Here is a 24,385-nt window from a genome sequence, read left to right on the forward strand (position 1 = left end):
TCAAGATGTCACTACAATTTTACCCGGTGAATCATTATATGAATATTAAGCAAAAACGGCTATGTTATATACATTAATTCCCTATTTTTGAATAGATGAGGTGTTTATTTGCAATTGTTATTTTTGTTTTGTTTGGCTCGGTCAGGCTGTTTGCGCAGAACAACGAACTGCAGCTTGCTGCGCAATTTAATGCTAATGGCGAACCTCAAAAAGCGCTTGAAATTTACCAGAAGCTATACAAGCAAAATAACGAAACCTATTACTCCTATTACATAAACACCCTGCTTAGTCTCAAAAAATTTGACGACGCCGAAAGCGTTGCCCGCAAACTTGTACGCAAGCATCCCAACGTTAATGAATACCAAATAACACTGGGCACCATTTATACCCAGCAAGGTAATTTGGATAAAGCCAATGTCATTTACGATGATATGCTGAAAAACCTGCCAGCCGATCAGATGGAAATTGCCAGCCTGGCTAACCAGTTTTATCAGAACGCCAATATTGATTACGCCATAAAAATATTTTTACAGGGCCGTAAGCTGCTCAAAAGCGATGAAGCATTTACTTATGAACTGATAAATCTTTATCGTTTTAAACGGGATAAAATATCCCTTACCGAAGAGTATCTTAACTTTCTGCCAGCTAACCCCAACTTTATTACCCAGGCCGAAACCACATTTGCCACCATATTTGAAGGGGATACCGATTATGATTTACTTAAAACCGCCCTGCTAAGACGGATACAAAAAGATCCGCAGCAAACTATGTACGCCGAACTGCTTTCCTGGCAATACATGCAGCAAAAGGAGTATGATCTGGCACTTAACCAGGCCCTGGCGCTTAGCAGGCGGCAAAATGATGATGGAAACAGTATTTATGAACTGTGCCGCACACTTAACGCCAACGAAGCCTATGACGCCGCTATTCGCGGGTATGAATATATTATTGCAAAGGGAGCAAGCAACCCGTTGTATATTCCTGCTAAAATTGAGCTTATCAATACCAAAAACCAAAAGATCACTGCAGGAAAATACCTCCCTGCAGACCTATTGGGACTGGAGCAGGACTATATAGCCCTGCTTACCGAGTTTGGCCGAAACAACAATACTGTTTTTGCGATGCAGAAACTGGCCGCCCTGCAGACTTTTAAACTGCATAAAATTACCGAAGCTCAAAAATTACTGGAAAGCGCGATAACGATCCCCAATATCCGCACCGATTTGCTGGCTTCCTGTAAACTTGATCTTGGTGACGTTTACCTGTTAAACAACCTGCCATGGGAAGCAACCCTTTTATACAGCCAGGTTGAAAAGGATTTTCCGAATACGGCCATTGCACAGGATGCCAAATTCCGGAATGCTAAGCTGGCCTATTATTCGGGCGATTTTACCTGGGCAAAGGGTCAGTTGGATGTATTAAAAGCCGCTACATCACAACTGATAGCCAACGACGCCCTTAATTTACTGCTACTCATTAATGACAATACCGCTGCAGACAGTTCTGGTGCAGCCCTTAAAATCTACGCCCGTGCCGATTTGCAGATCTTCGCCGAGCAACCTGCCAAAGCCCTGCTGGCACTTGATAGCATCGACAAAAAATTTCCGGGGAATAGCCTTAGCGATGATATTCTGATGGCAAAATCGCGCATCCTGATCCAGCAAAAAAACTACTCGGATGCTGTTCCGCTGCTTAAAAAGATCTTCGCCGACCATCCAACAGAACTATGGGCTGATGATGCCGTTTTTATGCTGGGCGATATTTACGAGAACCACCTTGATGATAAAAACAATGCCAAAACCTGGTACCAAAAAATCATCACTGATTATCCCGGCAGTCTCTGGATCAACGAAGCCCGTAAGCGTTTCAGGCTGTTAAGGGGCGATAAAGCGGATTCATAGTGGTGGTGAGTGGTTGATTGGGTGAGTAGTGAGTAGTTTTTAAGCGCCGTAAGTCAATCGTATATTCGTTAAGTTAGTCCTTCAACCAATCACATAACCAACCACTCACCTAATCAACTTTAAATACCTATTTTTGCATTATCATGATTGTATACAACGATACTATAATACTGGATGAAGCTATCCAGGAAGAATGGCTTCATTATATGAAAACCATTCACATACCAGCAGTAATGGCTACCGGGCTTTTTAGCTCACACCGGATTTTAACTGTTATTGATTCGCCAAACGAAGGCGTTACCTATTGCATCCAATATCACGCGGATAGCATCGAACAATTTCAGCAATACTATATGAATCACTTGCACAAAATCCAGGCAGCTCATCAGCAAAAGTTTGATGAAAAGTTTGTGATATTTAATACGGTGATGGAAGAAGTGGAGTAGCTATCATTTTTATCGTACCGAATAAAACTTCTAAAATAAATGCTTATTTTAGTATTAATTAAGCCATGAACATGCATGCAGCAAAGTTGGATATTTTACAAACCATCATGAACACCAATGATGAAGGTTTGATTTTGGATGTGAAAGCTTTTCTATCCAGTAGAAAAGCAGATTGGTTTGATGAGTTAAACGAAGATCAGCAAAGGGATGTTTTAGAGGGTTTGGCTCAGGCTGATCGAGGTGAAACCATTTCTCATAACGATGTTGTAAAACTATTCGGAAAATGGGGCTTGAAATAGTCTGGACGACTAAAGCTATTGATACTTTTGGCAAACGGATAGCTTATTTACAAGAACACTGGACCGATAAAGAGATATACAATTTTACTACTCGTGTAAATGAATATTTAGCATCATTACAAACACAACCATTTATGTTTCGCAAATCTACCAGGTTGCAGCATACACATATTGGTGTAATTATTAAGCAAGTTTCATTAGTATACAGAGTAAAACCTAAAAGCAAAACAATTGAACTTATAGCTTTTATTGATAACAGACAGAATCCCTCTCGTCAAAATTATTAATGTTAAAACGAAATAATCAGTATATAATAAAAAAGCTCCCGGACACATGCCGGGAGCTTTTTTTATTATTTAGATATGAGGTTATACAACTCATCGAGCTTAGGACTAAGCACAATCTCTATCCTTCTGTTTCTGGTTCTGGCGTCATCTGTGCCGGCGCTGTCTATGGGCTGAAACTCGCCTTTGCCAGTAGCCGTTAATCTGTGCGGATCAACCATTTCAACTTCGGTGAGGTAACGGGTTACTGATGTTGCCCGCAGTACACTCAGGTCCCAGTTGTCTTTTATCTGGCCCAGGTTTTTTACCTTCTTATCATCGGTATGACCTTCAACTGCCATGTTTATATCCGGCTCTTTATTTAATACCTCTGCCAGTTGTTTCAGGGCTTGTTTGCCTTTATCATCAATTACAATACTGCCCGATGGAAACAGCAGCTTATCGGTAAGTGAAACATATACTTTTCCGTTACGGATATCAACTGTTAACCCGCTTGCCTGGAAACCCAGCAACGCCTGCTGTAGTTTATTTTTCAATGCATTGGTAGCTTCATCACGCTTTTTCAAAATAGCTTCAACCTCTTTTAAACGGGCTTCACGCTTTTGCAGGTCGGCGGCCAGCTGGTTTGCCTTGGTTGATGTAACATCCAGGTTATTGGTAAGGGCGCTGTTGTTGTTCAGCAAGTCGGCAATCTGGCGGTGCAGGCGGGTGGTATCGCTCTGCAATTGTGCTAGCTGTGATTCTAAAGTTCCCGTACGGGTATTTAGTGAATCGCGCTGAGCCACTAATGACCTGTACTCCTTAGGAGATAGTATTTTGCACGAACTAATGGCAATGCAAAAAGCCGCGGCTAATAATAAATATTTAGTTTTCATGTGATTATTTTTCAAGTAATTGCTATGCAAGCGCGTTTTTCAAAAAAACATTCAGCGGGTAAATTTTGCTGCACATATCAGCTACAAGCTGTACAGCACCATCTTTCATAATTTCCTCATCGCTAATTTTATGCCAGCCTACAAAGCTTTTCAGCTTCAGCAGGTCGATATTTTCATTTTCGGCGCTATATTCTCTTGGTACAGATTTTAATTGCTCCTGCTTCCTGAAATCGCCAAAAAGTTCAACAAACTTTTTATCATCAATGATCTGCTTCAGTTCCGATGCGTTGTAATCAATTTCCTGGCGGATGGCTTTAAGATGAGGAGCCTCGGGCATCCAGTATCCTCCCCCAATAAACGAATTTCCCGGCGAAATCTGTAAATAGAACTCCACACTGCCGCTTTTTAAACCAGCAGAAGGTATACTTACACCAAAATTATTTTTATAGGGAGTTTTATTTTTGCTGAAACGGATATCGCGGTAAATACGCATCACACGTTTTTTCGGATCCATACTTTCATCAATAGCGGGATCGATCTTTTGCAGTTTTACAAGTAGCTGACCTGTAAAATCTATTACATTTTCACGGGCAGCATCGTAACGTTCTTTATTGGCCAAAAACCATTCGCGGTTGTTGTTTTGAGCCAGATCATTTAAAAATTCAAGACTTTGCTGGTATATCATCAGTATCTAAATAGGCCTGGTAATGTATTTTGGGCGATAACCAATATAACAAAAGCACACGCGAATATCTGAAATTTATAGGTGCAAGTACAAGACAGCCTAAAATTATTACACTAAGATACAACCATGGCGAATCGGAATTGTGCGTAATTAAATAGGTAAGCCAGGCCAAACCCAATGCTTCGCCCACGTTAAGTGCATAGCTTACATACATGGCCGCATAAAAATATCCCGGCTCAATCTCAAAATGCATATTACAATGCGGGCAGTTGAGGTTTATTTTATTTGAAAAGCTGTAGGGGCCTCCCTGAAACATATCACCACGACGGCACCTCGGGCATTTACAATGAAGCATTGCCCATGACTTTGATGTTTCCGGCATGATAACAAAGAGGAGATTATGTAATTACTTAGTTAAGGTTAAGCTTTTCATCGCGCATGTTAAGGCTAACATTTTTACGACGATATTTCTTGTACCAGATATACCCTGCAGCGGCAACAGCAAAGTAAGGTGCGCCTAAAAGAAACAGGATGCCTTTATTTAGGCCTTTAGCTGCGTTACCGCCGCTTTTAGTATTCGTTTCAACAGTTGCAGCACATTGAGCGCATTGGGCCTTTACCGGCTGCCTTACGCATACCAGCAACCCAAGGGCCATTACGAAAAGAATGATTTTTGATACTCGTTTCATACCTGCAAATTTAACTAATTATTAATAAAAAAAATAGAATTGTATGTGTTCTGGTCCGCGTTTATTCTATGCTTAGATTTAAGGAGTTATTTAGCTCGTTTTCCTTTACGCCTTAGCGTTTTAAGGCGAGCTTAAAATCAACCTTAAAAATGATAATAAGGCTTAATCATTAAATATACCACTACACCGCTCACCGTTACAAATAACCATATCGGAAACGCCCAACGCACCAGTTTGCGATGCTTTTCTACCTGCATTTGCAGGCCACGGTAAAAGCTCAGCAATATCAGCGGTAACACTCCTGCTGCTAATACAATGTGTGGTATTAAAATACCCAGGTACAGGGTACGCAGTACACCTATAGATTCGCGTTCCTCAATGGAAAGCACGCCATCGAAATTAGCATCGCCATAAAAAGTATCATTACGCATCAGGTAATGGAACAGAATGTAGGATACCAGGAAGGTAGATGACAAACAAAAGGTAATAATATTAAGCCTTTTATGAACTTGTATGTTCCCTTGTTTAATAAAGTAAAGGGATGTAATTAAAAGCACAGAACAAGTACCGTTCAATACTGCATTCAGCATTGGCAGGTATGGCGTAAACGCGGGCGCTACCGCCGGGCCGGGGATAAGGTGGCGATTTAAAACAACAACTACCAGTATCACAAATATGGTAACCGACGCCACAAAACGAAAAATAAATTTATCTGTCATATCACTTAGTATAGTGCTTTATCAACTTTACGCAGTTCTTCGGCTATCAGCACTTTTATCTCATCGTTAAGGCGATTTACATCGGTGGTATTGGCACCCGAGTAATAACCCCTAATGTGTTTATCCTGATCAATAAGTATCAGCTTATCGCTGTAAATAAAATCATCCTTACCCGCCTGCACTGCATCAACCAAAAAACCTTTACGGGCCAGGTTATAGATAGACGAGGTGTCGCCGGTTAAAAATACCCAGCGGTTTGATTCGGGTTTATAGCTTTGCAGGTATTTATTCAAAACATCCTGGGTGTCGCGCTCAGGATCAACAGTGATGGAGGTAAAATACACCATCTTGTTTTTCCAGTAGGTACCTACCAGGTAGCTTAAGTTTTTATTGATAGTAGTACATACCGTTGGGCAATGCGTATAAAAAAAACTGGCTACAAATATCTTACCTTTCAGGTTGGCCTGTGTAAAAGGTTTGCCATCCTGATCTGTGAGCTTAAAGTCGGGGACCTTGAAATAGTTGGTATCGGGAATATCCTTGCCATGAAACCTATGCGTGGTTTTGGCAACTTCCTTTGGGCCGAAAAAGCTGAGTGGCTTGTAACGGTTTTTACCTTTTGCAGTTAGTAAATAATACAAAAATCCTGGCACTGCTAATATGAGCACCAGGACTGTAATTTTTTTCCAGATGGCAGCTTTCATTACCCCCTCAGATCAATCCAGTGGTGACTCTCGTTAGTAAGTACCAGGATTAAACCGATTATAAATATAATTGGAACGATAATAGCTAATGCCAAACCCAACTTCTCAAACTTTAAGTGCATAAAGTAAGCAACAATGTAGAATGCTTTAAGCAGTGTTAAAGCTATATAAACAGGGTTTGCGACTCTCAGATACTCCGGATGACCCGGTACTATCACCAATGCAATTACGAATTCAACACAGGTAATGGCCAATAATATAAAAAACACTTTCCAGATCTTCTTCCGGGTCATTGTTTCGTGTTCACCGCCTTCGTGATGAACTTCGTGTGATTCTGACGACATATATAATTTTTTTAAACTAAGTAAAAGAATGTAAACACAAATACCCAAACCAGATCTACAAAGTGCCAGTAAAGGCCTACTTTTTCAACCATTAAATAGCTACCGCGTTTTTCATAGGTACCTCTTAACACGTTAATAGTGATAATAATGTTGATTATAACACCCGTAAATACGTGGAAACCGTGGAAACCTGTTATAGTAAAGAATAAGTTAGCAAACTCCTGCGCCGTTAAATGCCTTGCAGCATCAGTACCGCCAGCGTTGAAAAATTTACCCAGCTCCTCTAAAGCAGGTGTACTTCCCCACCAGAAACCTTCGTGGTGCAGGTGGCTCCACTCTAATGCCTGGCAACCCAGGAACATAAAGCCTCCGATAATGGTAGCTACCATCCACCATAAAACTTCTTTTTTAGCATTACGATGGCCTGCCTCAACAGCTAATACCATGGTAACCGAGCTCATGATCAGGATAAAGGTCATTAAACCCACGAAAACTAACGGCGCACCGCTATCTAACAAACCGGGTACCGACTGGAAAACTTTATCTGCCGCTGGCCATACGCTTGCGCTGAAACGTAATGATCCGTAAGAAATAAGCAATGATGAAAAGGTAAATGCATCCGATAGGAGAAAGAACCACATCATAATTTTCCCGTACTCAACATTGAAGGGAGATCTCCCTCCTGACCACGGAGTTGTTTTTACTTCATCAATTTGTGATACTGTTGTACTCATTTGTACTTAAAATAATGGTGTGTTAATTTTGGTTCAAAAGTAAAAAAACATACAGATAAATCCATATAATTCCGAGAAAATGCCAAAAAATAGAAGTCATTTCCATTTTAAACATGTTTCTTACCTGCGGAATGTTTCTGTATGTGCCCCAAAGGGTATTTAGTAACAGCAATATAGCTGCAATAATGTGTATTAAATGTGTACCTGTAAACGCGTAGATAAATGAACGCGATGCGTTAGGATCAGTAAAATAGATGCCCATTTTGTAAGTTAACACATACCAGGCGTAGATCTGTATGGCAAAAAAAGCCAAACCCAACACCAATGTTAACCACAAATACAATTTCTGTTCGCCAAACCTTAAGCCTTTAGCTGCCCTGCTGGCCAATAATAACGTACCACTGCTTAATATAATAGCTGCAGTGCTGTACATAAATGCGCTGGGCATAATTACATTGAGGCCATGCCCTTTACCCCCGCTATAAACAATAAACCCACTGGTTAAAGCCGCAAAAAACATAAATGATGTGAATATAAAGATCCACATATTGAATTTTTTGGGAGCCAGATCAAGCCTATCGTTGTTTTTTTGAATCGAAGCCATCATTACTTTCACTTTCCTATAAAATCAAACAAAAACATTAACTGCACTATGGGCAGATACATAAAAGAGCCGAACATCAATTTACGGGCCGATTCTATCTGCTGCGTGCGTAACAAGCCATACGCCTGGTACAAAAATACTAAGCTACATATCAACGATACACCTGCCACCCAATAACCACCATGATGATAAAAATAGGGCAATAAGCTAACGGGTAACAATATTAATGTAAATATAAACGTAATTATCGCACTTCCTAAATCACGGTTACCGGTAGGTAACAGTCTGAAACCCGCAAGCTTGTAATCATCATCCAATACCCATGCAATTGCCCAAAAATGCGGAAACTGCCATATAAACTGAATTGCGAACAATATGAGCGCTATTTCATCAATGCGGCCATGCTGCTGTGCAGCAACGTAACCAATAAGCGGTGGTAACGCACCTGGTATAGCACCTACAAATACCGCTATAGGCGATTTACGCTTAAGCGGCGTATATGCAAAAGCGTATAGCAATATCGAAAACACTGATAATAACCCGGTTAACAGGTTGAGGCTGCCTAAAAGGTAAGTACCAGCCATGCCCATACCCAAACTCATAACCAGGGCTTGCCCCGTTGTCATTTTTCCTGACGGAATTGGGCGGTCCATGGTGCGTTTCATTAACTTATCCAGGTCCTTTTCAATAATCTCGTTAAAGCCATTGGCCGCTGATGTTACCAGGAATCCCCCTACAATCAGTTTCACCCAGTTTATCCAGTCGATATGACCATTTGCCCTGCTGCCTATCAAAAATGATATAGAGGCCGAAAACACCACCAAAAAGGTGAGCCTTAATTTGATCAGTTTTGAAAAATCACTCCACTTCATTTGCTTACTCCCCTAACATTAACCGACTGATGCAAATTCAAAAGCAAATAAAACTGTGCTCCAAATATTAAACTTGCCAATAAAATATGCGCTGCCTGTGCAACCGGCGGCAGTGCCGAATATGATAATAATATACCTGTAACTATTTGCAGCATGATCATCAAAAAGTTGAAGCTCATTAACTGCTGGTGGATAGAATGCCGATTAAAACGCTTGCGTATTAACGCATATAACACAATATTGATAATAAACACCAAAATGGCCATGTCCCGGTGATGTGCAAAAATCTCGCCTGCGTTAACAACCCACTTGTTGCGATAACCACCCTGAAAGTGAGTTGCCACCGCGTCAATTTTTTCTCTTACCTCGGTACCAAAAGTAATTTGCAAAATGCTTAATAATAAGGTCACCACTGTAATAACATAAATAAGCGGGCTGGTATTCAATTTACTGTTACCGTAAACCTTTGCCAAGTGATAGGTATAAATACACAGCGCTAATATGGCCAGTGCAAGTAACATGTGCACGGTAACTATCCATGCCACTAAATTGGTTGATACCACTATAGAACCCAACCATCCCTGGAAACCTACCAGTATAAGGTTTAGTATACTTAATATGGTGATCTTTTTATCTTTACCCCAGTAGCTGAAACCGTATATAGCAGAAAGCAGCAGAAAAATGCCCGATATAGCTCCTATTAAGCGATTGACATATTCTGTCCAGGTTCTGCCTGCGTTAAATTCTTCCGGAATCAGTATTGACCTATCTTCACGAATACGCCTGGCCAGCTCGCTATAACCAAATACATCAAGTGTTTTGGCGAAGCGTTGGTTTTTGGCTAAACGCTGATCAACATATTTTTGCTTGTAATCTTTAGGCAGATCGGAACTGCTTATTGGTGGAATATACCTTCCGAAACATTTAGGCCAGTCCGGGCATCCCATTCCAGAACCTGAACTGCGCACAACACCACCGGCAAGTATCAAAACAAAAAGAAGAACGATTGTTATGAGGTTGATTTTTTGAAATCGTTTATTAGATGCGGTTGTGCTCATTTAAATATTTCTAACAATTTAGGGTACCCTTTTCAAATTTGAACATTTGAGAATTTGAGGATCTGAAAATATTAATTTTCAAACTGCCTTATTTTCAAATCTTCAAATTAAAGAGGTACCCTAAAAGATCAGATCAGTATTAAGATTATTTTACTTTTTCTTCGGCCTTCAACGTACTTGTATATTTGTTCAGCTCCTCTAACCCAGCTGGATTATCTTCAAAATCATGAGGAAGATTTGAGCTCATGGTTTGTGAAAAAGGAACAGTTTGAGGGATAAAATCCTCTTCAGCGCCTGGCTTGCTATAGTCATATGGCCAACGGTAAACAGTTGGAATTTCACCTGGCCAGTTGCCGTGAATATGCTCTACAGGTGCAGTCCACTCCAGGGTGTTTGATTCCCATGGATTCTGTGTACTTTTCTTACCGGCAAATATCGATACGATAAAGTTATATATGAAAGCCACTTGTGCTAAAGCTGCCATAATAGCCGCCCAGGTAATAAATGTATTGATAGTTAACCATTTTTGCATCGAAGCAAACTCGGTAAATGCATAGTAACGACGAGGTACACCATCCAGACCCATAAAGTGCATTGGGAAGAATACAAGGTAAGCACCAATGAAAGTTAACCAGAAGTGTAGGTAACCTAATTTTTCGTCCATCAGTTTACCAAACATTTTAGGGAACCAATGGTAAACACCGGCAAGCATACCAAATATAGCTGCAGAACCCATTACTAAGTGGAAGTGGGCAACAACAAAATAAGTATCGTGCAGGTTAATGTCAAGCGCAGCATTACCAAGGAAGATCCCGGTTAAACCACCAGATATAAAGAATGACACCATACCTATAGCGAACAACATCGCAGGTGTAAACCTGATGTTACCGCGCCATAAAGTTGCCAGCCAGTTAAACGTTTTTACCGCTGATGGAACCGCGATGATCAAAGTAGTGATCATAAACACGCCACCCAGGAACGGATTCATACCCGTTACAAACATGTGGTGACCCCATACAATGAACGATAATACTGTAATACCTATTAGTGAGTAAACCATCGCGTGGTAACCAAAAATTGGTTTACGTGAGTTTACAGACATAACTTCAGATGAGATACCCATCGCAGGCATAATTACGATATATACCTCAGGGTGACCAAGGAACCAGAATAAATGCTGGAACAGGATAGGGCTACCACCTTCATAAGGCTGCTGAACACCATTTAAAACGATATCAGACAGGTAGAAGCTGGTACCAAAGCTACGGTCAAATATCAACAACACAACACCTGCAACTAATACAGGGAAAGCAAGGATACCTAATATAGCGGTAAGGAATAAAGCCCAGATAGTTAAAGGCATTTTCCAAAGGTCCATTCCTTTTGTACGCATGTTTAATACAGTACTCACGTAGTTGATACCACCCATTAATGATGAAGCAACAAACATTACCATACTGATAAGCCACAAGGTCATCCCCTCACCAGATCCCGGCATAGCTTTTGGCAATGCTGATAGCGGCGGATAAATTGTCCAACCACCACTTGCAGGGCCTTTTTGAACAAAGAATGAAGATAACATAACCACGCTCGCCAAAAAGAAGAACCAGTACGATAGCATGTTCATGAACGGCGAAGCCATATCACGTGCACCTATTTGCAATGGGATTAATAAGTTGGCAAAAGTACCGCTCAAACCGGCGGTTAATACAAAGAATACCATGATGGTACCATGAATGGTAACCAATGAAAGGTAAAATTCCGTACTGATACGTCCGTTTGGCGCAAAGTGACCAAGTAATGTAGTCAACAAAGGGAATGTTTTATCAGGATAAGCAAGCTGGATCCTGAAAAGTATTGATAATATCATTGCGATAACCGCCATAGTAATACCTGTGATCAGGAATTGCTTGGCGATCATTTTATGATCCATGCTAAATATGTATTTAGACACGAAAGTTTCGTTATGGTGATGTTCGTGACCGTGTTCGTCGTGATGTGCTACTCCGTGATCGTGAACTGCTAATGTTGACATATCGCTCTTTTATCTTATATTAATTATTTAACGCTAACCTATTTTGAGACACTGTTTGTTGCGGTTCCGCAGCAGCGAAATGCAATTCCTTCCTTAAACCATCGGTTAAGTAAGGTTTTTGGTGTGATAACCATGTCTGGTATTCGGCTTCAGTAACTACACGCACAACTTTTTGCATGTTATAGTGACCGCCACCGCATATTTTGTTACAGTACACTAAGTACTCAAATTTAGGGTCGTCCAATCGGGTGCGCATTTGCGCGGTTGTAATAGTTGGGGTAAATTTAAAGAAGGTAGGTAATCCTGGTACCGCGTTAAGCTGAACCCTGAAATGTGGCATATAAACACTGTGGATAACATCCTGCGCCTGTATGTTTAACCTTACAGCCCTGTTAACCGGCAGGTACATGGTATCGGCAGATAAATCGTCAAAGCTGCTTTTCTTTTTAAAATTAACACCAAGCTTGTTTGCTGCAGTAGTTAACTTAAAATCTTTAGGGCCTAATGTACCATCTTTACCCGGGTAACGTAGCTCCCATGCAAACTGGTGACCAGTGATATCTACGTCAATAGCTTTAACCTCGCCTTTGGCGTCTGTGTTATCCATAATAGATTGCCAGGTGAAAAAGCCAAATACAACCAATATAGTTAAAACAATAGCCGGCACAATAGTCCATATCTTTTCGATAGTATTATTGTGAGGTAAAAAATGCGCTCTGCGTTTTTCAGAGTGACGGTATTTGAATAAAAATCCGAATAATAATATCTGTGTTAAGAAAAACACAATCATGGTTAAAATAGTAGTGACGGTAAACATCTCATCAATTTTAACACCATGAATAGACGCCGCCTCTGGCAATGTCATGCTACCCTGAACTGTAAATGACCAGTAGGCTCCGTATAAACCTGCAAGCAGGAATACAAGGCATATAAAGCCCATTACATTATTCCACCTAAGGCCTTTTTTGCCTTGAATTTTAAGGGTCAGATCGTAGATCTTTAAAATTTTACCTACTACAGCTACACCAACACATATCAGCAAGAATAAAAGCACATAGTAAGAAACACCGGTCCAATCAACTTGTGGGGCATCTTCGGTAGTACCGGCAGCTGGTGTTTGCGCATTCACCAGGTTAGTGCCCATAAGCATAAACGCAGCGAAAAACGATAGTAAGGATTTAGAATTTATTAATTTTTTGAATGCCATTTTAATGTTTGTTTGGTATTCTGTACTTGATGCAAAAATAACAATTATTATATGTGATGATGTAGACTCTCCTGAAGGAAAGGGTGCTTTTTAGGAATTATCGACTTGAACTTGCTTAAAGCATTCAAAGTAGTGAATATAAATAGCCCTACAAAGCCTACAAAAATACCAATTTCAAGCACTGATATCTCTGTGTACCAATGTGATGTTGCACGTACAGTACCAGGCATAATCATCATGAAATAATCAAGCCAGTGACCAACAATTAAAATACCACAGGTAATTGCAAGGATATTTGTTTTACGTTTTGAATCGCGGGACATGATCACCAATAAAGGCGCTAAAAAGTTAATCACGATATTTAACCAGAACCAAGGTTTAAACTCAGGCTCCCATCTGCGTACAAAATAAACTGTTTCTTCAGGTATGTTGGCGTAATAGATCAACAGGAACTGTGCAAACCATACATATGTCCAGAAGATAGAGAAGCCAAACATTAACTGACCCAGGTTGTGCAGATGATCCTGTGAGATCCATTGCATATACCCCTGAGTTCTTAACCATATAATAGTTAAGGTGATTATGGCTAAACAGCTAACCCACATGGCAGCAAAATTGTACCAGCCAAACATGGTAGAGAACCAGTGTGCTTCTAATGACATGATAGCGTCAAAAGCAAATATTGGGGTGGTGAAACCAAATATTACCAGGAAAAGGCATGATATAGTAAAGCTTTTACGGTAATAAAACATACCGCCCAATTCATCTTCACCTTCTGAGTATTTAACAAGCAACCAGCCAAAAATAGCATAGCTTCCCATAAATACAATCAGGCGGGTAATAAAGAACGGCCTGTTTAAGAATACAGATTTACCAGTGATAATAGGATCAAAATGAGGGTTACCTGGTGTAGTAACACCTGCTAACGCCCATAATTTATAAAGGTAAGGCGCTACTACTTCTTCACCTCCTGGTTCCAAAGTTGTTTTATGGGTAAAATACAACCCACATAAAATTATTACTAAAAGTAGTGTAGCCGCAAATGGTAGTGTTTTAGCAAATGCCTGTGGTACACGAATTAGTGACGCCGACCAACCCGCCTGGGCCACATACTGCAATGCGCAGAAAAATACACCGGCCATGCAAACGCAGGCAAAGTAGTAACCCATCAGCAATAAATTTGCAAATGTACGTTCACCAGCTCCGGTTAAAAACCCGGCAAGTATGGTTATAACCCCAACTGCTATGGCAGCAAGGCTATATGTTTTTACCTTGCCGGTAAATTCAAATTGCTCGTCAAAACTATTGTGAGTGCTCATTCAATTTTATTCTATAAAGTTTGTAAATGGTGAACATACATGATCACTTTCCAGCGTTCTTCAGGGTTTAGCTGCGAAGCGTAAGAACCCATAGCATTTACACCGTAAGTAATGGTATGATAAATTTTACCGTCTGTTAAATCTTTCATGGCACCACCACGTGATGATTGTCCTTTTGAATAAGATGGCGGCGGCGGATATCCGTGTTGAACCACCAAACCATCACCTTGCCCGTCTAAACCATGGCATGGTGAGCAAAAATGTTCAAACAAAAGTTTGCCATCTTTATAATTAGCCTGTGTTTGCGCTAAAACTGTTTTAACCTCAACACTTGCCAGTTCATAACCATCCTTGGTGTTTGGATAGTCAAATTTTGTAAAGCCTACAGGTATAGTTCCAGCTGGTGGTAACTGCGCTGTTTTACCGTCTTTAAAGTTAGGGTTCTTTTGATCCGGATCGTAAGCGGTGTGCTCATACATGTTAGGTGCATACTCCCAACCCGTACTTCTTTTATCTTTACACGATGTTACAACTATCGAAGCAGCGATAATGATAACTATTGTTCCTAATATTCTAAATTTATTCATAGCTAACATATTTTCTGTCGTTATGCTTAACTTCTACAGCTCCTGCTTCTTTTAATAAATTGGTGATATCCGCATGTGGTGTATTACCCTTTGCATCGATGGCAATAATAAACTTGTCATTAGTGGCACGCAAATCCATTACCCTTGGCGCACGGCCCGGGAAAAGGTGAGTAGCAAAAAAGAAAGTAAACGTCATACCAAAAGCGGTCCATAACACAGTCCACTCAAAGGTTACCGGTACAAAGTCAGGTATGGCAAAAGCATTCTTTCCACCTATGTTGATAGGCCAATCATGAACCAGCATATAGTAAACCATGCTGAACATGATGGTTCCGCCTAAACAGCCAAACATGAAAGCCGCATAACCCAAACGTGAATCCTTGATACCTAATTTAGCATCAATACCGTGAATTGGACAAGGTGAATAAACGTCATAAATAGGTACGCTATTCTTTTGTAATTTATCGATCCCGTGCATCAGCTCATCGGGATCATCGAAAATGCCTAATATATATTTGGTGCTACTCATTTTTATACTTTTTCGTATGAAGACTGTTCAACACTATCAAACTTGCCTAATGAACCAATGTAAAACTCAGCCTCGGCAGGTTCAACATGACCATTTTCAAGTATTTTCCTCTTAGCTTGCTCGCTTGAGCTCTTAAGTATCAGTTTTACCTCGGCCATCGCTACAGAAGGCAGCACCCTTATAAATAAAAGGAACATGGTAAAGAATAAACCTATTGATCCAATAAAGATACTTACATCAACCCAGGTTGGATAAAACATCGCCCAGCTTGAAGGGATATAATCACGGTGCAGTGAGGTTACGATAATTACGAAACGCTCAAACCACATACCGATGTTTACAACGATTGAAAGTGTCCATGCCAATGGAATATTGGTACGGATTTTTTTGAACCAGAACAACTGTGGCGTAATTACGTTACAGGTCATCATGCTCCAATATGCCCACCAGTATGGTCCGGATATACGGTTCATGAAAGCGTACTGCTCATACTCGGCCTGTGAGTAAAACGCGATGAAAAGCTCGGTTAAATAAGCCACACCTACGATAGAACCAGTTAAAAGGATGATTTTATTCATCGATTCGATGTGGAACATGGTAATGTAGTTTTCTAAACCTAATACCTTACGTGCTACTAATAATAGCGTTTGCACCATGGCAAAACCAGAGAAGATAGCTCCCGCAACGAAGTATGGAGGGAAGATGGTGGTGTGCCATCCTGGTTCCAGTGATGTTGCAAAGTCCATTGATACAATGGTGTGTACAGATAGTACCAGTGGTGTTGAGATACCTGCCAGGATTAATGACACGGTCTCGAAACGTTGCCAGGTTTTTACTGAACCCGTCCATCCGAATGACAATACGGAATAGATGCGGCGGCGAAGACCTGTTGCACGGTCACGGATGGTAGCGATATCAGGCAAAAGACCTGTGTACCAGAATACCAATGAAACCGAGAAGTAAGTTGATATCGCGAAAACGTCCCAGATAAGCGGGGAGTTCCAGTTAACCCACAATGAGCCGTATTGATTTGGTAAAGGCAATGAGTAAACTGCCATCCAAGGGCGCCCCATGTGAGCACCGATATAGGTAGCAGCGCAAATTACCGCGAAGATGGTCATGGCCTCGGCCGAGCGGTTGATGGAGTTTCGCCAGTTTTGACGGAACAACAGCAATACTGCCGAGATAAGTGTACCAGCGTGACCGATACCTACCCACCATACGAAACCGGTAATGTCCCAGGCCCATCCAACTGTTTTATTTAGTCCCCAGGCTCCGATTCCAAACCAAAATGTATAACTGATGGCTACAACCCAAAGCGTGGCGCCTAATGATGCTACCGTAAAACCGATCCACCAGGCTTTACCCGGCATGTTCTCTACAGGGCGTAACACATCGTCAGTAATCTGGCCGTATGTGATGTTTGTACCCGTAATTAACGGTTCCCTTATTATTGATTCACTATGAGATGCCATATATTTTAATCTCTGTATATAAAAATTTTAAGCCTCTAATTCTGATAAATTCCTAACCTTAACCTGGTAACCGATACCTGGTTGTACATTCAGTTCTTCAAGTACGTAGTAAGTTCTTTCGCTCTGTAATGCTTTGTAAACTTCAGAGTTTTTATCGTTCCTGTTACCAAATACAATAGCGTTTGCTGAACATGTTTGCTGACAGGCAACCTTGATCTCACCATCCTTAAGCGGACGTTTTTCCATCTTGGCTTTTAACTTACCAGCCTGGATACGTTGAACGCACATAGAGCATTTTTCCATTACCCCACGGAAACGTGTAGTAACATCAGGGTTTAACACCAGTTGTGTATGTTCGTTGTTCAGGTAGTTATCAAAACGAGAATCGTTCCAGTAGTTAAACCAGTTAAAGCGGCGTACTTTGTATGGGCAGTTATTTGCGCAATAACGGGTACCGATACAACGGTTGTAAGCCATCTGGTTTAAACCTTCTGATGAGTGAACGGTTGCTAATACCGGGCAAACTGTTTCGCAAGGAGCGTGATCACAGTGCTGGCAAAGCATTGGCTGGTGAACTACCGATACATTATCAAAGTTAGTTAGCTTAGCAATTTCCTTTTCTTTGGTTACTGCTTCTTCGCTGTTACCGTGATCGTTAAAACTGTAGTAACGGTCAATACGGATCCAGTGCATTTCACGACGACGTTTAACTTCGTCCTTACCTACAACAGGAATGTTATTTTCAGCGCTACAAGCTACCACACATGCACCGCAACCGGTACAAGCGTTAAGGTCAATGGCCATAACCCAGTCATAAACAGGGCGGTCATGATCATCCCAAAGACTTGTTTTGTTATAATCTTTATGCTCTCCCTCGTTATCGCTACCGGCAGCAGGATTCTTTTTGTATGCTGTAAAAGAAGCTTCGCGGATAACGCTCCTACCCTCATATGAGTGGTGAGTTTGTGTTTGCGCAAGCGGCGATATAATACCTGTTTTACCGAATTTAGTAATAACAGCAGTTGTTTGTAATGTTCCGTTGCGGAAGCTGTAGAAAGGGAATGCGTTTTTACCCACATTGTTACCTACCGGACCAGCACTCACACGACCATAACCAACAGCAACAGATATTGTGCCTTGTGCCTGACCTGGCTGAGCCAATACAGGTACTTCAACGCTATAACCATTTGCTTCAATTTTGATCACATCACCTTCTTCGTAACCAAGCTTCTTGATGTCAGATAATGACATGGCAGCGAAGTTATCCCAGGTAACTTTAGATACCGGATCTGGCAGCTCCTGTAACCAAGGGTTGTTGGCACGTTTACCATCGCCCATTGCTACAGACTGATAAACCTGTAATTCAAAGTTATCACCAGATACAAGGCTGGCGCTATGATCTAATATAGTTTGTGCTACAGCATTAAGCTCGTGACCAAAAGTATAAGTACCTGCTGTAAGCGGAGCAGTTTTGATCATACCTTTCTGCAACAATTCTTCCCATCCTTTTTGACCAGATAGACCGCCTTTTGCTAATAAGCCTTTATCCCAGGTATTACGTACATAAGTGTAGTAATCTTTAACAGGGCTTTCGCTCCATACCAGTAAGCTTTGCTCGGCCTGGCGGGTGTTATAAACCGGGTTAATGGTTGGCTGCACTACAGTATAATAACCTTCTACTGCATTGGCATCACCCCATGACTCTAAATAATGATGATTTGGAGCTATTACATTTGATAGTAAAGCGGTTTCATCATCATGATCTGAGAATGATATTTTTAAACGTACTTTTTTAAGTGCGTCAGTAAAGTCTTTTGCTTTAAAGTAATCGTAAGCAGGGTTAGCATTAAGGAATAATACCGCGCCAACTTCGCCACGTGTTAATTCATTTACAAATGCAACAAAATCCTGATCGTTACCGGCATATTGTTTTGACGGGTTATCCAGATCAATAGTACTGCCATAGCTACCCAATAATGAGTTAATGGCATTTACTAAAGTTTGTGTAGCTACATCATTTGAACCTGCAACTACCAATGCTTTACCTTTTGCAGCAACTAATTCTTTAGCGGCAAGGGTGATGGCATTATCAATTGCTTTATTGCTCAGTTTTTTTGAACCGGCTAAGCTTGTACCTGCAACAGCATTGTATAAGCTTAATAAAGCAACACCTTCTTCAGATGGTTTAATAGGATAGCGGTTATCGGCATTTGTACCGGTTAAGCTCATTCCTGCCTCAAACTGAATGTGGCGTGACATTTTTTTGCTTTCAAGCGATTTGCTGTTACGGTTTGAAACGTACTGGCGGGTAAATTCTTCTGGCGAGATCCATGAACCAAGGAAATCAGCGCCGAAGCTTACAATCACTTCTGCTTTATCAAAATTGTAATGTGGCAATACGGCTTTACCAAAGCTGTTTTGATTAGCCTGGATAATACCTGTATATGATACCGCATCATAATTGATATGTTTAGCGGTTGGATATTTTGCAACAAAATCAGCAATAACCGCTAAAGTAGATGGGCTGTGGATAGTTGAAGTAACTATACGGATGCCTTTACCACCTGCTGCAATAGCCGCAAGCTCTCTTAAAACAAAAGCATCAACTTCTGGCCAGGCGGCATCGCTGCCGTCAATTTTAGGATCTTTTGTGCGGTTTACATCATACAGGTCTAATACCGAAGCCTGTGCTTGTGCACTTAAACCACCTTTTGCAAATACATCATTTGGGTTACCTTCAACTTTAATAGGGCGACCTTCACGTGTTTTTACCAAAATAGCCTGCCCTTCGTAAGTCGAAGAATAATAGTTAGCTACACCAGGTGTAACTTCCTCAGGTTTTATAAGGTAAGGAATTGATTTATGTACAGGCACTTTTTGACAAGCGGCCAGTGTAACAGCACCAACACCAAAGCCAAGCGCCTTTAAAAAGTCGCGGCGGGGAGTTTTAGCCGATAAACCAGATCCGCTCAGCACTTCCTCAATCGGGATTGGCTCTGCAAACTCGTTTTTATTTTTCTCAACAAATTCTGGTGTTTTGTTTAGTTCTTCTAAACCTTTCCAGTATTTTTTATTGCTGTCCATTTAAGCTATATAAACTGTAATGCTAAATTCTTATTTATTAATAATGACACTTACCGCACTCGATACCACCTAAAACTGCGGCAGTAACTTTTTCACCTTTTTTAATCTTGTCATGCGCTGCAAGTATGCTGTCGTAATAAGCGTTTCCTTTACCGTTAACTTCGGTACGTTTGTGGCACTGTATACACCATTTCATGGTAAGTGGTGAGTATTGGTAAACCTCTTTCATTGTTTGAATAGGACCATGACAAGTCTGGCATTTGATACCGCCCACTTTCACGTGCTGTGAGTGGTTAAAGTAAGCCAAATCTGGCAGGTTGTGAATCCTCACCCATTGAATAGGCTTAGCTGCAGTGCTGTCATATTTCTGTGTTTTTGGATCGTAACCCAAAGCATCATATATTTTATGTATCTCCGGCGATTCGGTTTTAACAACCTTGTGGCAGTTCATACATACGTTTAATGATGGGATAGACGCATTTTTTGATTTGTATGCACCTGAGTGACAGTACTGGCAATCTATTTTCATAGTGCCTGCGTGTAACTCATGCGAGTATTTAATTGGCTGTACCGGTTGGTAACCTGTGTGCACATTGGTGTTCCACAGTGAAACCCATCCCCAGCTGCCCATTGCTATGGTACCGCATAAAAGGATAAAGAATACCAGCTTTTTGTTTTTAAGGATCTTTTTAAGTAAAGCGTTCTTATCAAGAGCAACACCGTGTTCGTCAACCGCAATTGCTTCTTCTTCAATTACAAGATCTTTGTTTTTTAGCAGCAAACGCTCTAATGTTCCAACAACCTTGTTTAAAACAAGTATTACGATAAACGCGATAACAATAACGCCAACTAAACCCCAGATTACCAGGCCACTTGGGCCTTCTTCTGCTTTCACAGCACCAGCGTTGTTAGCCGGGTTGTTTTTTGCATCCTGGATGGTTTTCCAATCGGCACGTATGTAAGTAATAACGTTACTTACGTCGGCATCAGAAAGATCCGTAAAGGTGGTCATCGCTTTTTGCTCAAACTTGTTGAAGATGGCAAGCGCTTTTGGGTTTTTGGCGGCAATTAAAGCCTGATTGTTTTGAATCCACTTGATAAGATATTTATCATCTGTTTCTTCGGTAAGCTGCGGGCCAAGCGCAGGACCGGTCATTATCTGATCGATCTTGTGACATGCAGTACATTTGGATTTAAAAATGGTTTCGCCTTTAGCAGCGTCAGTTTGTGCGTAAGCAGCAGAAAGACCTAAAAAAGCAAACCCAACAATCAGTAAAACCGACCTTGAGAATTGTTTAAAAATGAATGAGAAACTTCTCATAGAGTGTATTTATGCTAAATAATTTTTATATTAATGTTTTATTCCGCTGTAACGATGTATGCACCATCTGAATATTACAGGCACAAAAGTAAAATTTATTACAGTATCGCTGACACATAAATGACAGTAACCTTTAATTTATAATCGTTCTAAATAAATACAAAAAGCCCTTTAAACGTAATCAGAGAGCTTTTTGCCCGCAAATGAAAAAAACAGGTTGTTTATTCACTTGCGGTATATTCAAAAAATAATTATTGTTTTAGTATCCAGGCAAATATGAGCGGCGCTACAATAGTAGCATCACTTTCAACTATAAACTTTGGTGTATGTATATCCAGCTTACCCCAGGTTATCTTCTCATTTGGCACAGCGCCCGAGTATGAACCATAAGATGTAGTTGAATCCGAGATCTGGCAAAAGTAAGTCCAGAATGGTACATCATGCATCTCCATATCCTGGTAAAGCATAGGTACAACACATATTGGGAAGTCGCCGGCAATACCACCACCTATCTGGAAAAAGCCGATGCCCTTACCCGATGAGTTTTTGGTATACCAGTCTGCAAGCCATACCATGTATTCAATACCACTTTTCATGGTTGATGCTTTTAGCTCACCTTTAATAAGGTATGAGGCAAATATGTTACCCATGGTGCTATCTTCCCATCCCGGTACAACTATAGGCAGATTTTTTTCGGCAGCAGCCAGCATCCATGAATTTTTGGGATCAATTTCATAATACTGCTCCAGCTCGCCGCTTAATAATATTTTGTACATGTACTCATGCGGAAAGTAACGTTCGCCACTGTTATCGGCATCTTTCCATATTTTGTGGATGTGCTTCTGTAGCCTGCGAAAAGCTTCTTCCTCGGGGATACAGGTATCGGTAACACGGTTATAGTGGTTCTCCAACAGATCCCACTCTTCCTGCGGACTAAGGTCGCGGTAGTTGGGCACCCTTTTGTAGTGCGAATGCGCTACCAGGTTCATGATATCCTCTTCAAGATTGGCACCGGTGCATGAAATTATGGAAATTTTATCCTGGCGGATCATCTCGGCCAGTGAAATTCCCAGCTCAGCAGTGCTCATGGCACCGGCCAGGGTAACCATCATTTTACCGCCTTCATCAAGGTGGGTCTCATATCCCTTGGCAGCATCCATTAATGCGGCCGAGTTAAAATGCAGGTAGTTTTTTTCAATAAACTGCGAAATAGGTCCTCGTGTTGTGCTCATAGCGTATCAATAAAATTCAGTGCACAAAAGTAGGCATTTTAGTTAAAAATGGTTTTTAAATTCAAAATACCTAAAATGGAACTACCATAAAGGCAAAATGCAGTTATATTAGCCATATATTACCTATGAAGACATTTTTCACAACCCTACTGTTTATTTGCTGTCTGCAAGCCGCGTTTTCGCAAACGCATATATTACCCAAGTTTATCCGTAAAATGTATTTTGACAGGGATAGCAGTAAAAAAAGCAGTTTTGTAATACTGCCGGTGCTTAGTTCGGCACCCGAAACCGGGCTTGAAGTAGGCGGAGCAGGCTTATATTCCTTTTATACCGATAGCTTAAAAAGCGATACCCGTGTATCCAATATTTTCACTTATGCCACCATCACCACCAAAGGCCAAAATCGCCTTAGTTTAAGCACCAGCTATTGGACACCCCATAACAAATATCATTACACAGCCGGGGTTAGTTATATTAACTTTCCGTTTGATTTTTACGGCATTGGCAATAACACCCTAAAAGCCAATACTGACCGTGTGGGGCAAAAACGGGTTAAATTATATGTTGGCGCCGAAAAGAAACTTACCGATAACTTGTACGCCGGTTTTGTGGCGGGTGCTTACAGATACACTTTTGGTGATGGCCAGCCCACCAGCATTTTTTATACCGACCCAAGAGTTGAAAACCGCGGCGGAGGAACCAGCGCTTACATTGGCCCAAGCCTTATTTTTGATAGCCGTAACAACAATACCTATACCACCAAAGGAGCCATTATAAACACATCCTTTGAAATTACGCATGGCTTATTCGGCAATAACGATTACAAAGGCGGCTTATTTAATATAGAATACTCCCAGTTTTTCTCGCTGAGTAAAACGCTTGTTTTGGGGGTTGATATACAGGAACAAAGCCTTACCGGCAAACAATCTCCATTTTATTTAATGCCGGCCCTGGGTAATGACGAGCTGATGCGGGGATATTACAACGGCCGTTACCGCGACCGCAATATGCTGGCCGGCCAAACCGAACTGCGTTATCGCCTAAGTCCGCGTATTGGATTGGCAGGCTTTATAGGCACCGGTGAAGTTTTTAATAAAAGCTTTAGCTGGGCACAGTTGAAACCCAACTACGGCGCCGGCATACGCTACTTTTTTGATATTGAAAAAGGACTCAGCATCCGTGCCGACTATGGCATAGGTCAAAAGGTTGCGGGAGAAGCACGGCAAAGTGGATTTTATGCTGCATTAGGGCAAGCGTTTTAGTTTCTGAACCGGAATTTATCGATTTAAGGAATTATTTGAATTTTAGCCCGAAGCTGATATTCAACGTTTAAATAATTCTGTAAATTCTTAAATTCAACAAATTCAGGTTCAGACAAAATC

General features: G+C 41.0%; 25 protein-coding genes. 5 read left to right on the forward strand and 20 right to left on the reverse strand.

What is annotated here, in order from left to right; all coding sequences use genetic code 11:
- Positions 1 to 95: 95 nt before the first annotated feature.
- The 4 genes from AC1D0K_RS26105 (at position 96) to AC1D0K_RS26120 (ending at position 2,933) form a co-directional block, all read left to right on the forward strand.
- Positions 96 to 1,901 carry a tetratricopeptide repeat protein gene (locus AC1D0K_RS26105; protein WP_477392342.1) on the forward strand — a complete coding sequence of 602 codons (1,806 nt, stop codon included), beginning with the start codon at positions 96 to 98 and terminating at the stop codon, positions 1,899 to 1,901.
- A 143-nt stretch (positions 1,902 to 2,044) separates the two neighbouring features.
- Complete coding sequence (locus AC1D0K_RS26110; RefSeq protein ID WP_295717473.1) at positions 2,045 to 2,347, forward strand: DUF4286 family protein; 303 nt, start codon at positions 2,045 to 2,047, stop codon at positions 2,345 to 2,347.
- 65 nt (positions 2,348 to 2,412) lie between these two features.
- Positions 2,413 to 2,646 carry a hypothetical protein gene (locus AC1D0K_RS26115; protein WP_477392344.1) on the forward strand — a complete coding sequence of 78 codons (234 nt, stop codon included), beginning with the start codon at positions 2,413 to 2,415 and terminating at the stop codon, positions 2,644 to 2,646.
- Positions 2,631 to 2,933 (forward strand): type II toxin-antitoxin system RelE/ParE family toxin, encoded by a 303-nt coding sequence (locus AC1D0K_RS26120; protein WP_477392346.1) that lies wholly within the window; start codon positions 2,631 to 2,633, stop codon positions 2,931 to 2,933. The genes AC1D0K_RS26115 and AC1D0K_RS26120 overlap by 16 nt, the downstream gene beginning before the upstream one ends.
- A gap of 65 nt (positions 2,934 to 2,998) precedes the next feature.
- Here the strand turns inward: AC1D0K_RS26120 and AC1D0K_RS26125 are convergent, their stop codons facing one another.
- The 20 genes from AC1D0K_RS26125 to AC1D0K_RS26220 form a co-directional block, all read right to left on the reverse strand.
- Positions 2,999 to 3,805 carry an OmpA family protein gene (locus AC1D0K_RS26125; protein WP_295717470.1) on the reverse strand — a complete coding sequence of 269 codons (807 nt, stop codon included), beginning with the start codon at positions 3,803 to 3,805 and terminating at the stop codon, positions 2,999 to 3,001.
- A gap of 22 nt (positions 3,806 to 3,827) precedes the next feature.
- Positions 3,828 to 4,490, reverse strand: a complete 663-nt coding sequence (locus tag AC1D0K_RS26130; protein WP_295717468.1) for a DUF2461 domain-containing protein — start codon at positions 4,488 to 4,490, stop codon at positions 3,828 to 3,830.
- Positions 4,468 to 4,872, reverse strand: coding sequence for a DUF983 domain-containing protein (locus tag AC1D0K_RS26135; RefSeq protein ID WP_477392351.1), 405 nt, complete (start codon positions 4,870 to 4,872; stop codon positions 4,468 to 4,470). Before AC1D0K_RS26135 ends, AC1D0K_RS26130 begins: the two co-directional genes overlap by 23 nt.
- A 28-nt stretch (positions 4,873 to 4,900) precedes the next feature.
- Positions 4,901 to 5,179 carry a hypothetical protein gene (locus AC1D0K_RS26140; RefSeq protein WP_477392353.1) on the reverse strand — a complete coding sequence of 93 codons (279 nt, stop codon included), beginning with the start codon at positions 5,177 to 5,179 and terminating at the stop codon, positions 4,901 to 4,903.
- Between the two features lie 143 nt (positions 5,180 to 5,322).
- Positions 5,323 to 5,898 (reverse strand): DUF420 domain-containing protein, encoded by a 576-nt coding sequence (locus AC1D0K_RS26145; protein ID WP_477392355.1) that lies wholly within the window; start codon positions 5,896 to 5,898, stop codon positions 5,323 to 5,325.
- A 5-nt stretch (positions 5,899 to 5,903) separates the two neighbouring features.
- Entirely contained in the window at positions 5,904 to 6,602 is a 699-nt protein-coding gene (locus AC1D0K_RS26150) for an SCO family protein (RefSeq protein WP_477392357.1), read from the reverse strand.
- A complete protein-coding gene (locus tag AC1D0K_RS26155) occupies positions 6,602 to 6,946 on the reverse strand; it encodes a cytochrome C oxidase subunit IV family protein (RefSeq protein WP_295717457.1) in 345 nt (114 codons plus the stop codon). Before AC1D0K_RS26155 ends, AC1D0K_RS26150 begins: the two co-directional genes overlap by 1 nt.
- Positions 6,947 to 6,957: 11 nt before the next feature.
- Entirely contained in the window at positions 6,958 to 7,680 is a 723-nt protein-coding gene (locus tag AC1D0K_RS26160) for a cytochrome c oxidase subunit 3 (protein WP_477392359.1), read from the reverse strand.
- A 22-nt stretch (positions 7,681 to 7,702) separates the two neighbouring features.
- Positions 7,703 to 8,287 carry a cytochrome c oxidase subunit 3 gene (locus AC1D0K_RS26165; RefSeq protein WP_477392361.1) on the reverse strand — a complete coding sequence of 195 codons (585 nt, stop codon included), beginning with the start codon at positions 8,285 to 8,287 and terminating at the stop codon, positions 7,703 to 7,705.
- A gap of 5 nt (positions 8,288 to 8,292) precedes the next feature.
- The gene (gene cyoE / locus AC1D0K_RS26170; RefSeq protein ID WP_295717449.1) at positions 8,293 to 9,156 is read right to left on the reverse strand and encodes a heme o synthase; all 864 of its coding nucleotides are present in this window, start codon (positions 9,154 to 9,156) and stop codon (positions 8,293 to 8,295) included.
- Positions 9,153 to 10,214, reverse strand: a complete 1,062-nt coding sequence (locus AC1D0K_RS26175; RefSeq protein ID WP_477392364.1) for a COX15/CtaA family protein — start codon at positions 10,212 to 10,214, stop codon at positions 9,153 to 9,155. The genes cyoE and AC1D0K_RS26175 overlap by 4 nt, the downstream gene beginning before the upstream one ends.
- A 145-nt stretch (positions 10,215 to 10,359) precedes the next feature.
- The gene (locus tag AC1D0K_RS26180) at positions 10,360 to 12,249 is read right to left on the reverse strand and encodes a cytochrome c oxidase subunit I (protein WP_295717443.1); all 1,890 of its coding nucleotides are present in this window, start codon (positions 12,247 to 12,249) and stop codon (positions 10,360 to 10,362) included.
- A 19-nt stretch (positions 12,250 to 12,268) separates the two neighbouring features.
- Positions 12,269 to 13,456 (reverse strand): cytochrome c oxidase subunit II, encoded by a 1,188-nt coding sequence (locus AC1D0K_RS26185; RefSeq protein WP_477392367.1) that lies wholly within the window; start codon positions 13,454 to 13,456, stop codon positions 12,269 to 12,271.
- A gap of 47 nt (positions 13,457 to 13,503) precedes the next feature.
- Positions 13,504 to 14,775, reverse strand: a complete 1,272-nt coding sequence (locus tag AC1D0K_RS26190) for a quinol:cytochrome C oxidoreductase (RefSeq protein WP_295717435.1) — start codon at positions 14,773 to 14,775, stop codon at positions 13,504 to 13,506.
- An 11-nt stretch (positions 14,776 to 14,786) separates the two neighbouring features.
- The gene (locus AC1D0K_RS26195; protein ID WP_477392369.1) at positions 14,787 to 15,371 is read right to left on the reverse strand and encodes a c-type cytochrome; all 585 of its coding nucleotides are present in this window, start codon (positions 15,369 to 15,371) and stop codon (positions 14,787 to 14,789) included.
- Positions 15,355 to 15,891, reverse strand: coding sequence for a DUF3341 domain-containing protein (locus tag AC1D0K_RS26200; protein ID WP_295717430.1), 537 nt, complete (start codon positions 15,889 to 15,891; stop codon positions 15,355 to 15,357). Before AC1D0K_RS26200 ends, AC1D0K_RS26195 begins: the two co-directional genes overlap by 17 nt.
- A 2-nt stretch (positions 15,892 to 15,893) precedes the next feature.
- Positions 15,894 to 17,366 (reverse strand): NrfD/PsrC family molybdoenzyme membrane anchor subunit, encoded by a 1,473-nt coding sequence (gene nrfD / locus AC1D0K_RS26205; RefSeq protein ID WP_295717427.1) that lies wholly within the window; start codon positions 17,364 to 17,366, stop codon positions 15,894 to 15,896.
- Positions 17,367 to 17,393: 27 nt separating this feature from the next.
- Positions 17,394 to 20,450: a TAT-variant-translocated molybdopterin oxidoreductase gene (locus AC1D0K_RS26210; RefSeq protein WP_477442059.1), complete on the reverse strand. Its 3,057-nt coding sequence runs from the start codon at positions 20,448 to 20,450 to the stop codon at positions 17,394 to 17,396.
- Between the two features lie 37 nt (positions 20,451 to 20,487).
- A complete protein-coding gene (locus AC1D0K_RS26215; RefSeq protein WP_477398363.1) occupies positions 20,488 to 21,771 on the reverse strand; it encodes a c-type cytochrome in 1,284 nt (427 codons plus the stop codon).
- A 251-nt stretch (positions 21,772 to 22,022) separates the two neighbouring features.
- On the reverse strand, positions 22,023 to 23,003 hold the full coding sequence (locus AC1D0K_RS26220; RefSeq protein WP_295717419.1) for a deoxyhypusine synthase family protein: 981 nt from the start codon (positions 23,001 to 23,003) through the stop codon (positions 22,023 to 22,025).
- 125 nt (positions 23,004 to 23,128) lie between these two features.
- On the opposite strand from AC1D0K_RS26220, the gene AC1D0K_RS26225 reads away from it, so the two are divergent.
- A complete protein-coding gene (locus tag AC1D0K_RS26225) occupies positions 23,129 to 24,265 on the forward strand; it encodes a BamA/TamA family outer membrane protein (protein ID WP_477398365.1) in 1,137 nt (378 codons plus the stop codon).
- Positions 24,266 to 24,385 lie beyond the last annotated feature (120 nt).

The sequence above is a fragment of the Mucilaginibacter sp. P1_A3 genome, from assembly GCF_056406855.1.

What these genes read in the sequence shown, in the direction of transcription:
- AC1D0K_RS26105 (WP_477392342.1), top strand. Translation starts at nt 96, where the DNA reads ATGAGGTGTTTATTTGCAATTGTTATTTTTGTTTTGTTTGGCTCGGTC.
- AC1D0K_RS26110 (WP_295717473.1), top strand. Translation starts at nt 2,045, where the DNA reads ATGATTGTATACAACGATACTATAATACTGGATGAAGCTATCCAGGAA.
- AC1D0K_RS26115 (WP_477392344.1), top strand. Translation starts at nt 2,413, where the DNA reads ATGAACATGCATGCAGCAAAGTTGGATATTTTACAAACCATCATGAAC.
- AC1D0K_RS26120 (WP_477392346.1), top strand. Translation starts at nt 2,631, where the DNA reads ATGGGGCTTGAAATAGTCTGGACGACTAAAGCTATTGATACTTTTGGC.
- AC1D0K_RS26125 (WP_295717470.1), bottom strand. Translation starts at nt 3,805, where the DNA reads ATGAAAACTAAATATTTATTATTAGCCGCGGCTTTTTGCATTGCCATT.
- AC1D0K_RS26130 (WP_295717468.1), bottom strand. Translation starts at nt 4,490, where the DNA reads ATGATATACCAGCAAAGTCTTGAATTTTTAAATGATCTGGCTCAAAAC.
- AC1D0K_RS26135 (WP_477392351.1), bottom strand. Translation starts at nt 4,872, where the DNA reads ATGCCGGAAACATCAAAGTCATGGGCAATGCTTCATTGTAAATGCCCG.
- AC1D0K_RS26140 (WP_477392353.1), bottom strand. Translation starts at nt 5,179, where the DNA reads ATGAAACGAGTATCAAAAATCATTCTTTTCGTAATGGCCCTTGGGTTG.
- AC1D0K_RS26145 (WP_477392355.1), bottom strand. Translation starts at nt 5,898, where the DNA reads ATGACAGATAAATTTATTTTTCGTTTTGTGGCGTCGGTTACCATATTT.
- AC1D0K_RS26150 (WP_477392357.1), bottom strand. Translation starts at nt 6,602, where the DNA reads ATGAAAGCTGCCATCTGGAAAAAAATTACAGTCCTGGTGCTCATATTA.
- AC1D0K_RS26155 (WP_295717457.1), bottom strand. Translation starts at nt 6,946, where the DNA reads ATGTCGTCAGAATCACACGAAGTTCATCACGAAGGCGGTGAACACGAA.
- AC1D0K_RS26160 (WP_477392359.1), bottom strand. Translation starts at nt 7,680, where the DNA reads ATGAGTACAACAGTATCACAAATTGATGAAGTAAAAACAACTCCGTGG.
- AC1D0K_RS26165 (WP_477392361.1), bottom strand. Translation starts at nt 8,287, where the DNA reads ATGATGGCTTCGATTCAAAAAAACAACGATAGGCTTGATCTGGCTCCC.
- cyoE (WP_295717449.1), bottom strand. Translation starts at nt 9,156, where the DNA reads ATGAAGTGGAGTGATTTTTCAAAACTGATCAAATTAAGGCTCACCTTT.
- AC1D0K_RS26175 (WP_477392364.1), bottom strand. Translation starts at nt 10,214, where the DNA reads ATGAGCACAACCGCATCTAATAAACGATTTCAAAAAATCAACCTCATA.
- AC1D0K_RS26180 (WP_295717443.1), bottom strand. Translation starts at nt 12,249, where the DNA reads ATGTCAACATTAGCAGTTCACGATCACGGAGTAGCACATCACGACGAA.
- AC1D0K_RS26185 (WP_477392367.1), bottom strand. Translation starts at nt 13,456, where the DNA reads ATGGCATTCAAAAAATTAATAAATTCTAAATCCTTACTATCGTTTTTC.
- AC1D0K_RS26190 (WP_295717435.1), bottom strand. Translation starts at nt 14,775, where the DNA reads ATGAGCACTCACAATAGTTTTGACGAGCAATTTGAATTTACCGGCAAG.
- AC1D0K_RS26195 (WP_477392369.1), bottom strand. Translation starts at nt 15,371, where the DNA reads ATGTTAGCTATGAATAAATTTAGAATATTAGGAACAATAGTTATCATT.
- AC1D0K_RS26200 (WP_295717430.1), bottom strand. Translation starts at nt 15,891, where the DNA reads ATGAGTAGCACCAAATATATATTAGGCATTTTCGATGATCCCGATGAG.
- nrfD (WP_295717427.1), bottom strand. Translation starts at nt 17,366, where the DNA reads ATGGCATCTCATAGTGAATCAATAATAAGGGAACCGTTAATTACGGGT.
- AC1D0K_RS26210 (WP_477442059.1), bottom strand. Translation starts at nt 20,450, where the DNA reads ATGGACAGCAATAAAAAATACTGGAAAGGTTTAGAAGAACTAAACAAA.
- AC1D0K_RS26215 (WP_477398363.1), bottom strand. Translation starts at nt 21,771, where the DNA reads ATGAGAAGTTTCTCATTCATTTTTAAACAATTCTCAAGGTCGGTTTTA.
- AC1D0K_RS26220 (WP_295717419.1), bottom strand. Translation starts at nt 23,003, where the DNA reads ATGAGCACAACACGAGGACCTATTTCGCAGTTTATTGAAAAAAACTAC.
- AC1D0K_RS26225 (WP_477398365.1), top strand. Translation starts at nt 23,129, where the DNA reads ATGAAGACATTTTTCACAACCCTACTGTTTATTTGCTGTCTGCAAGCC.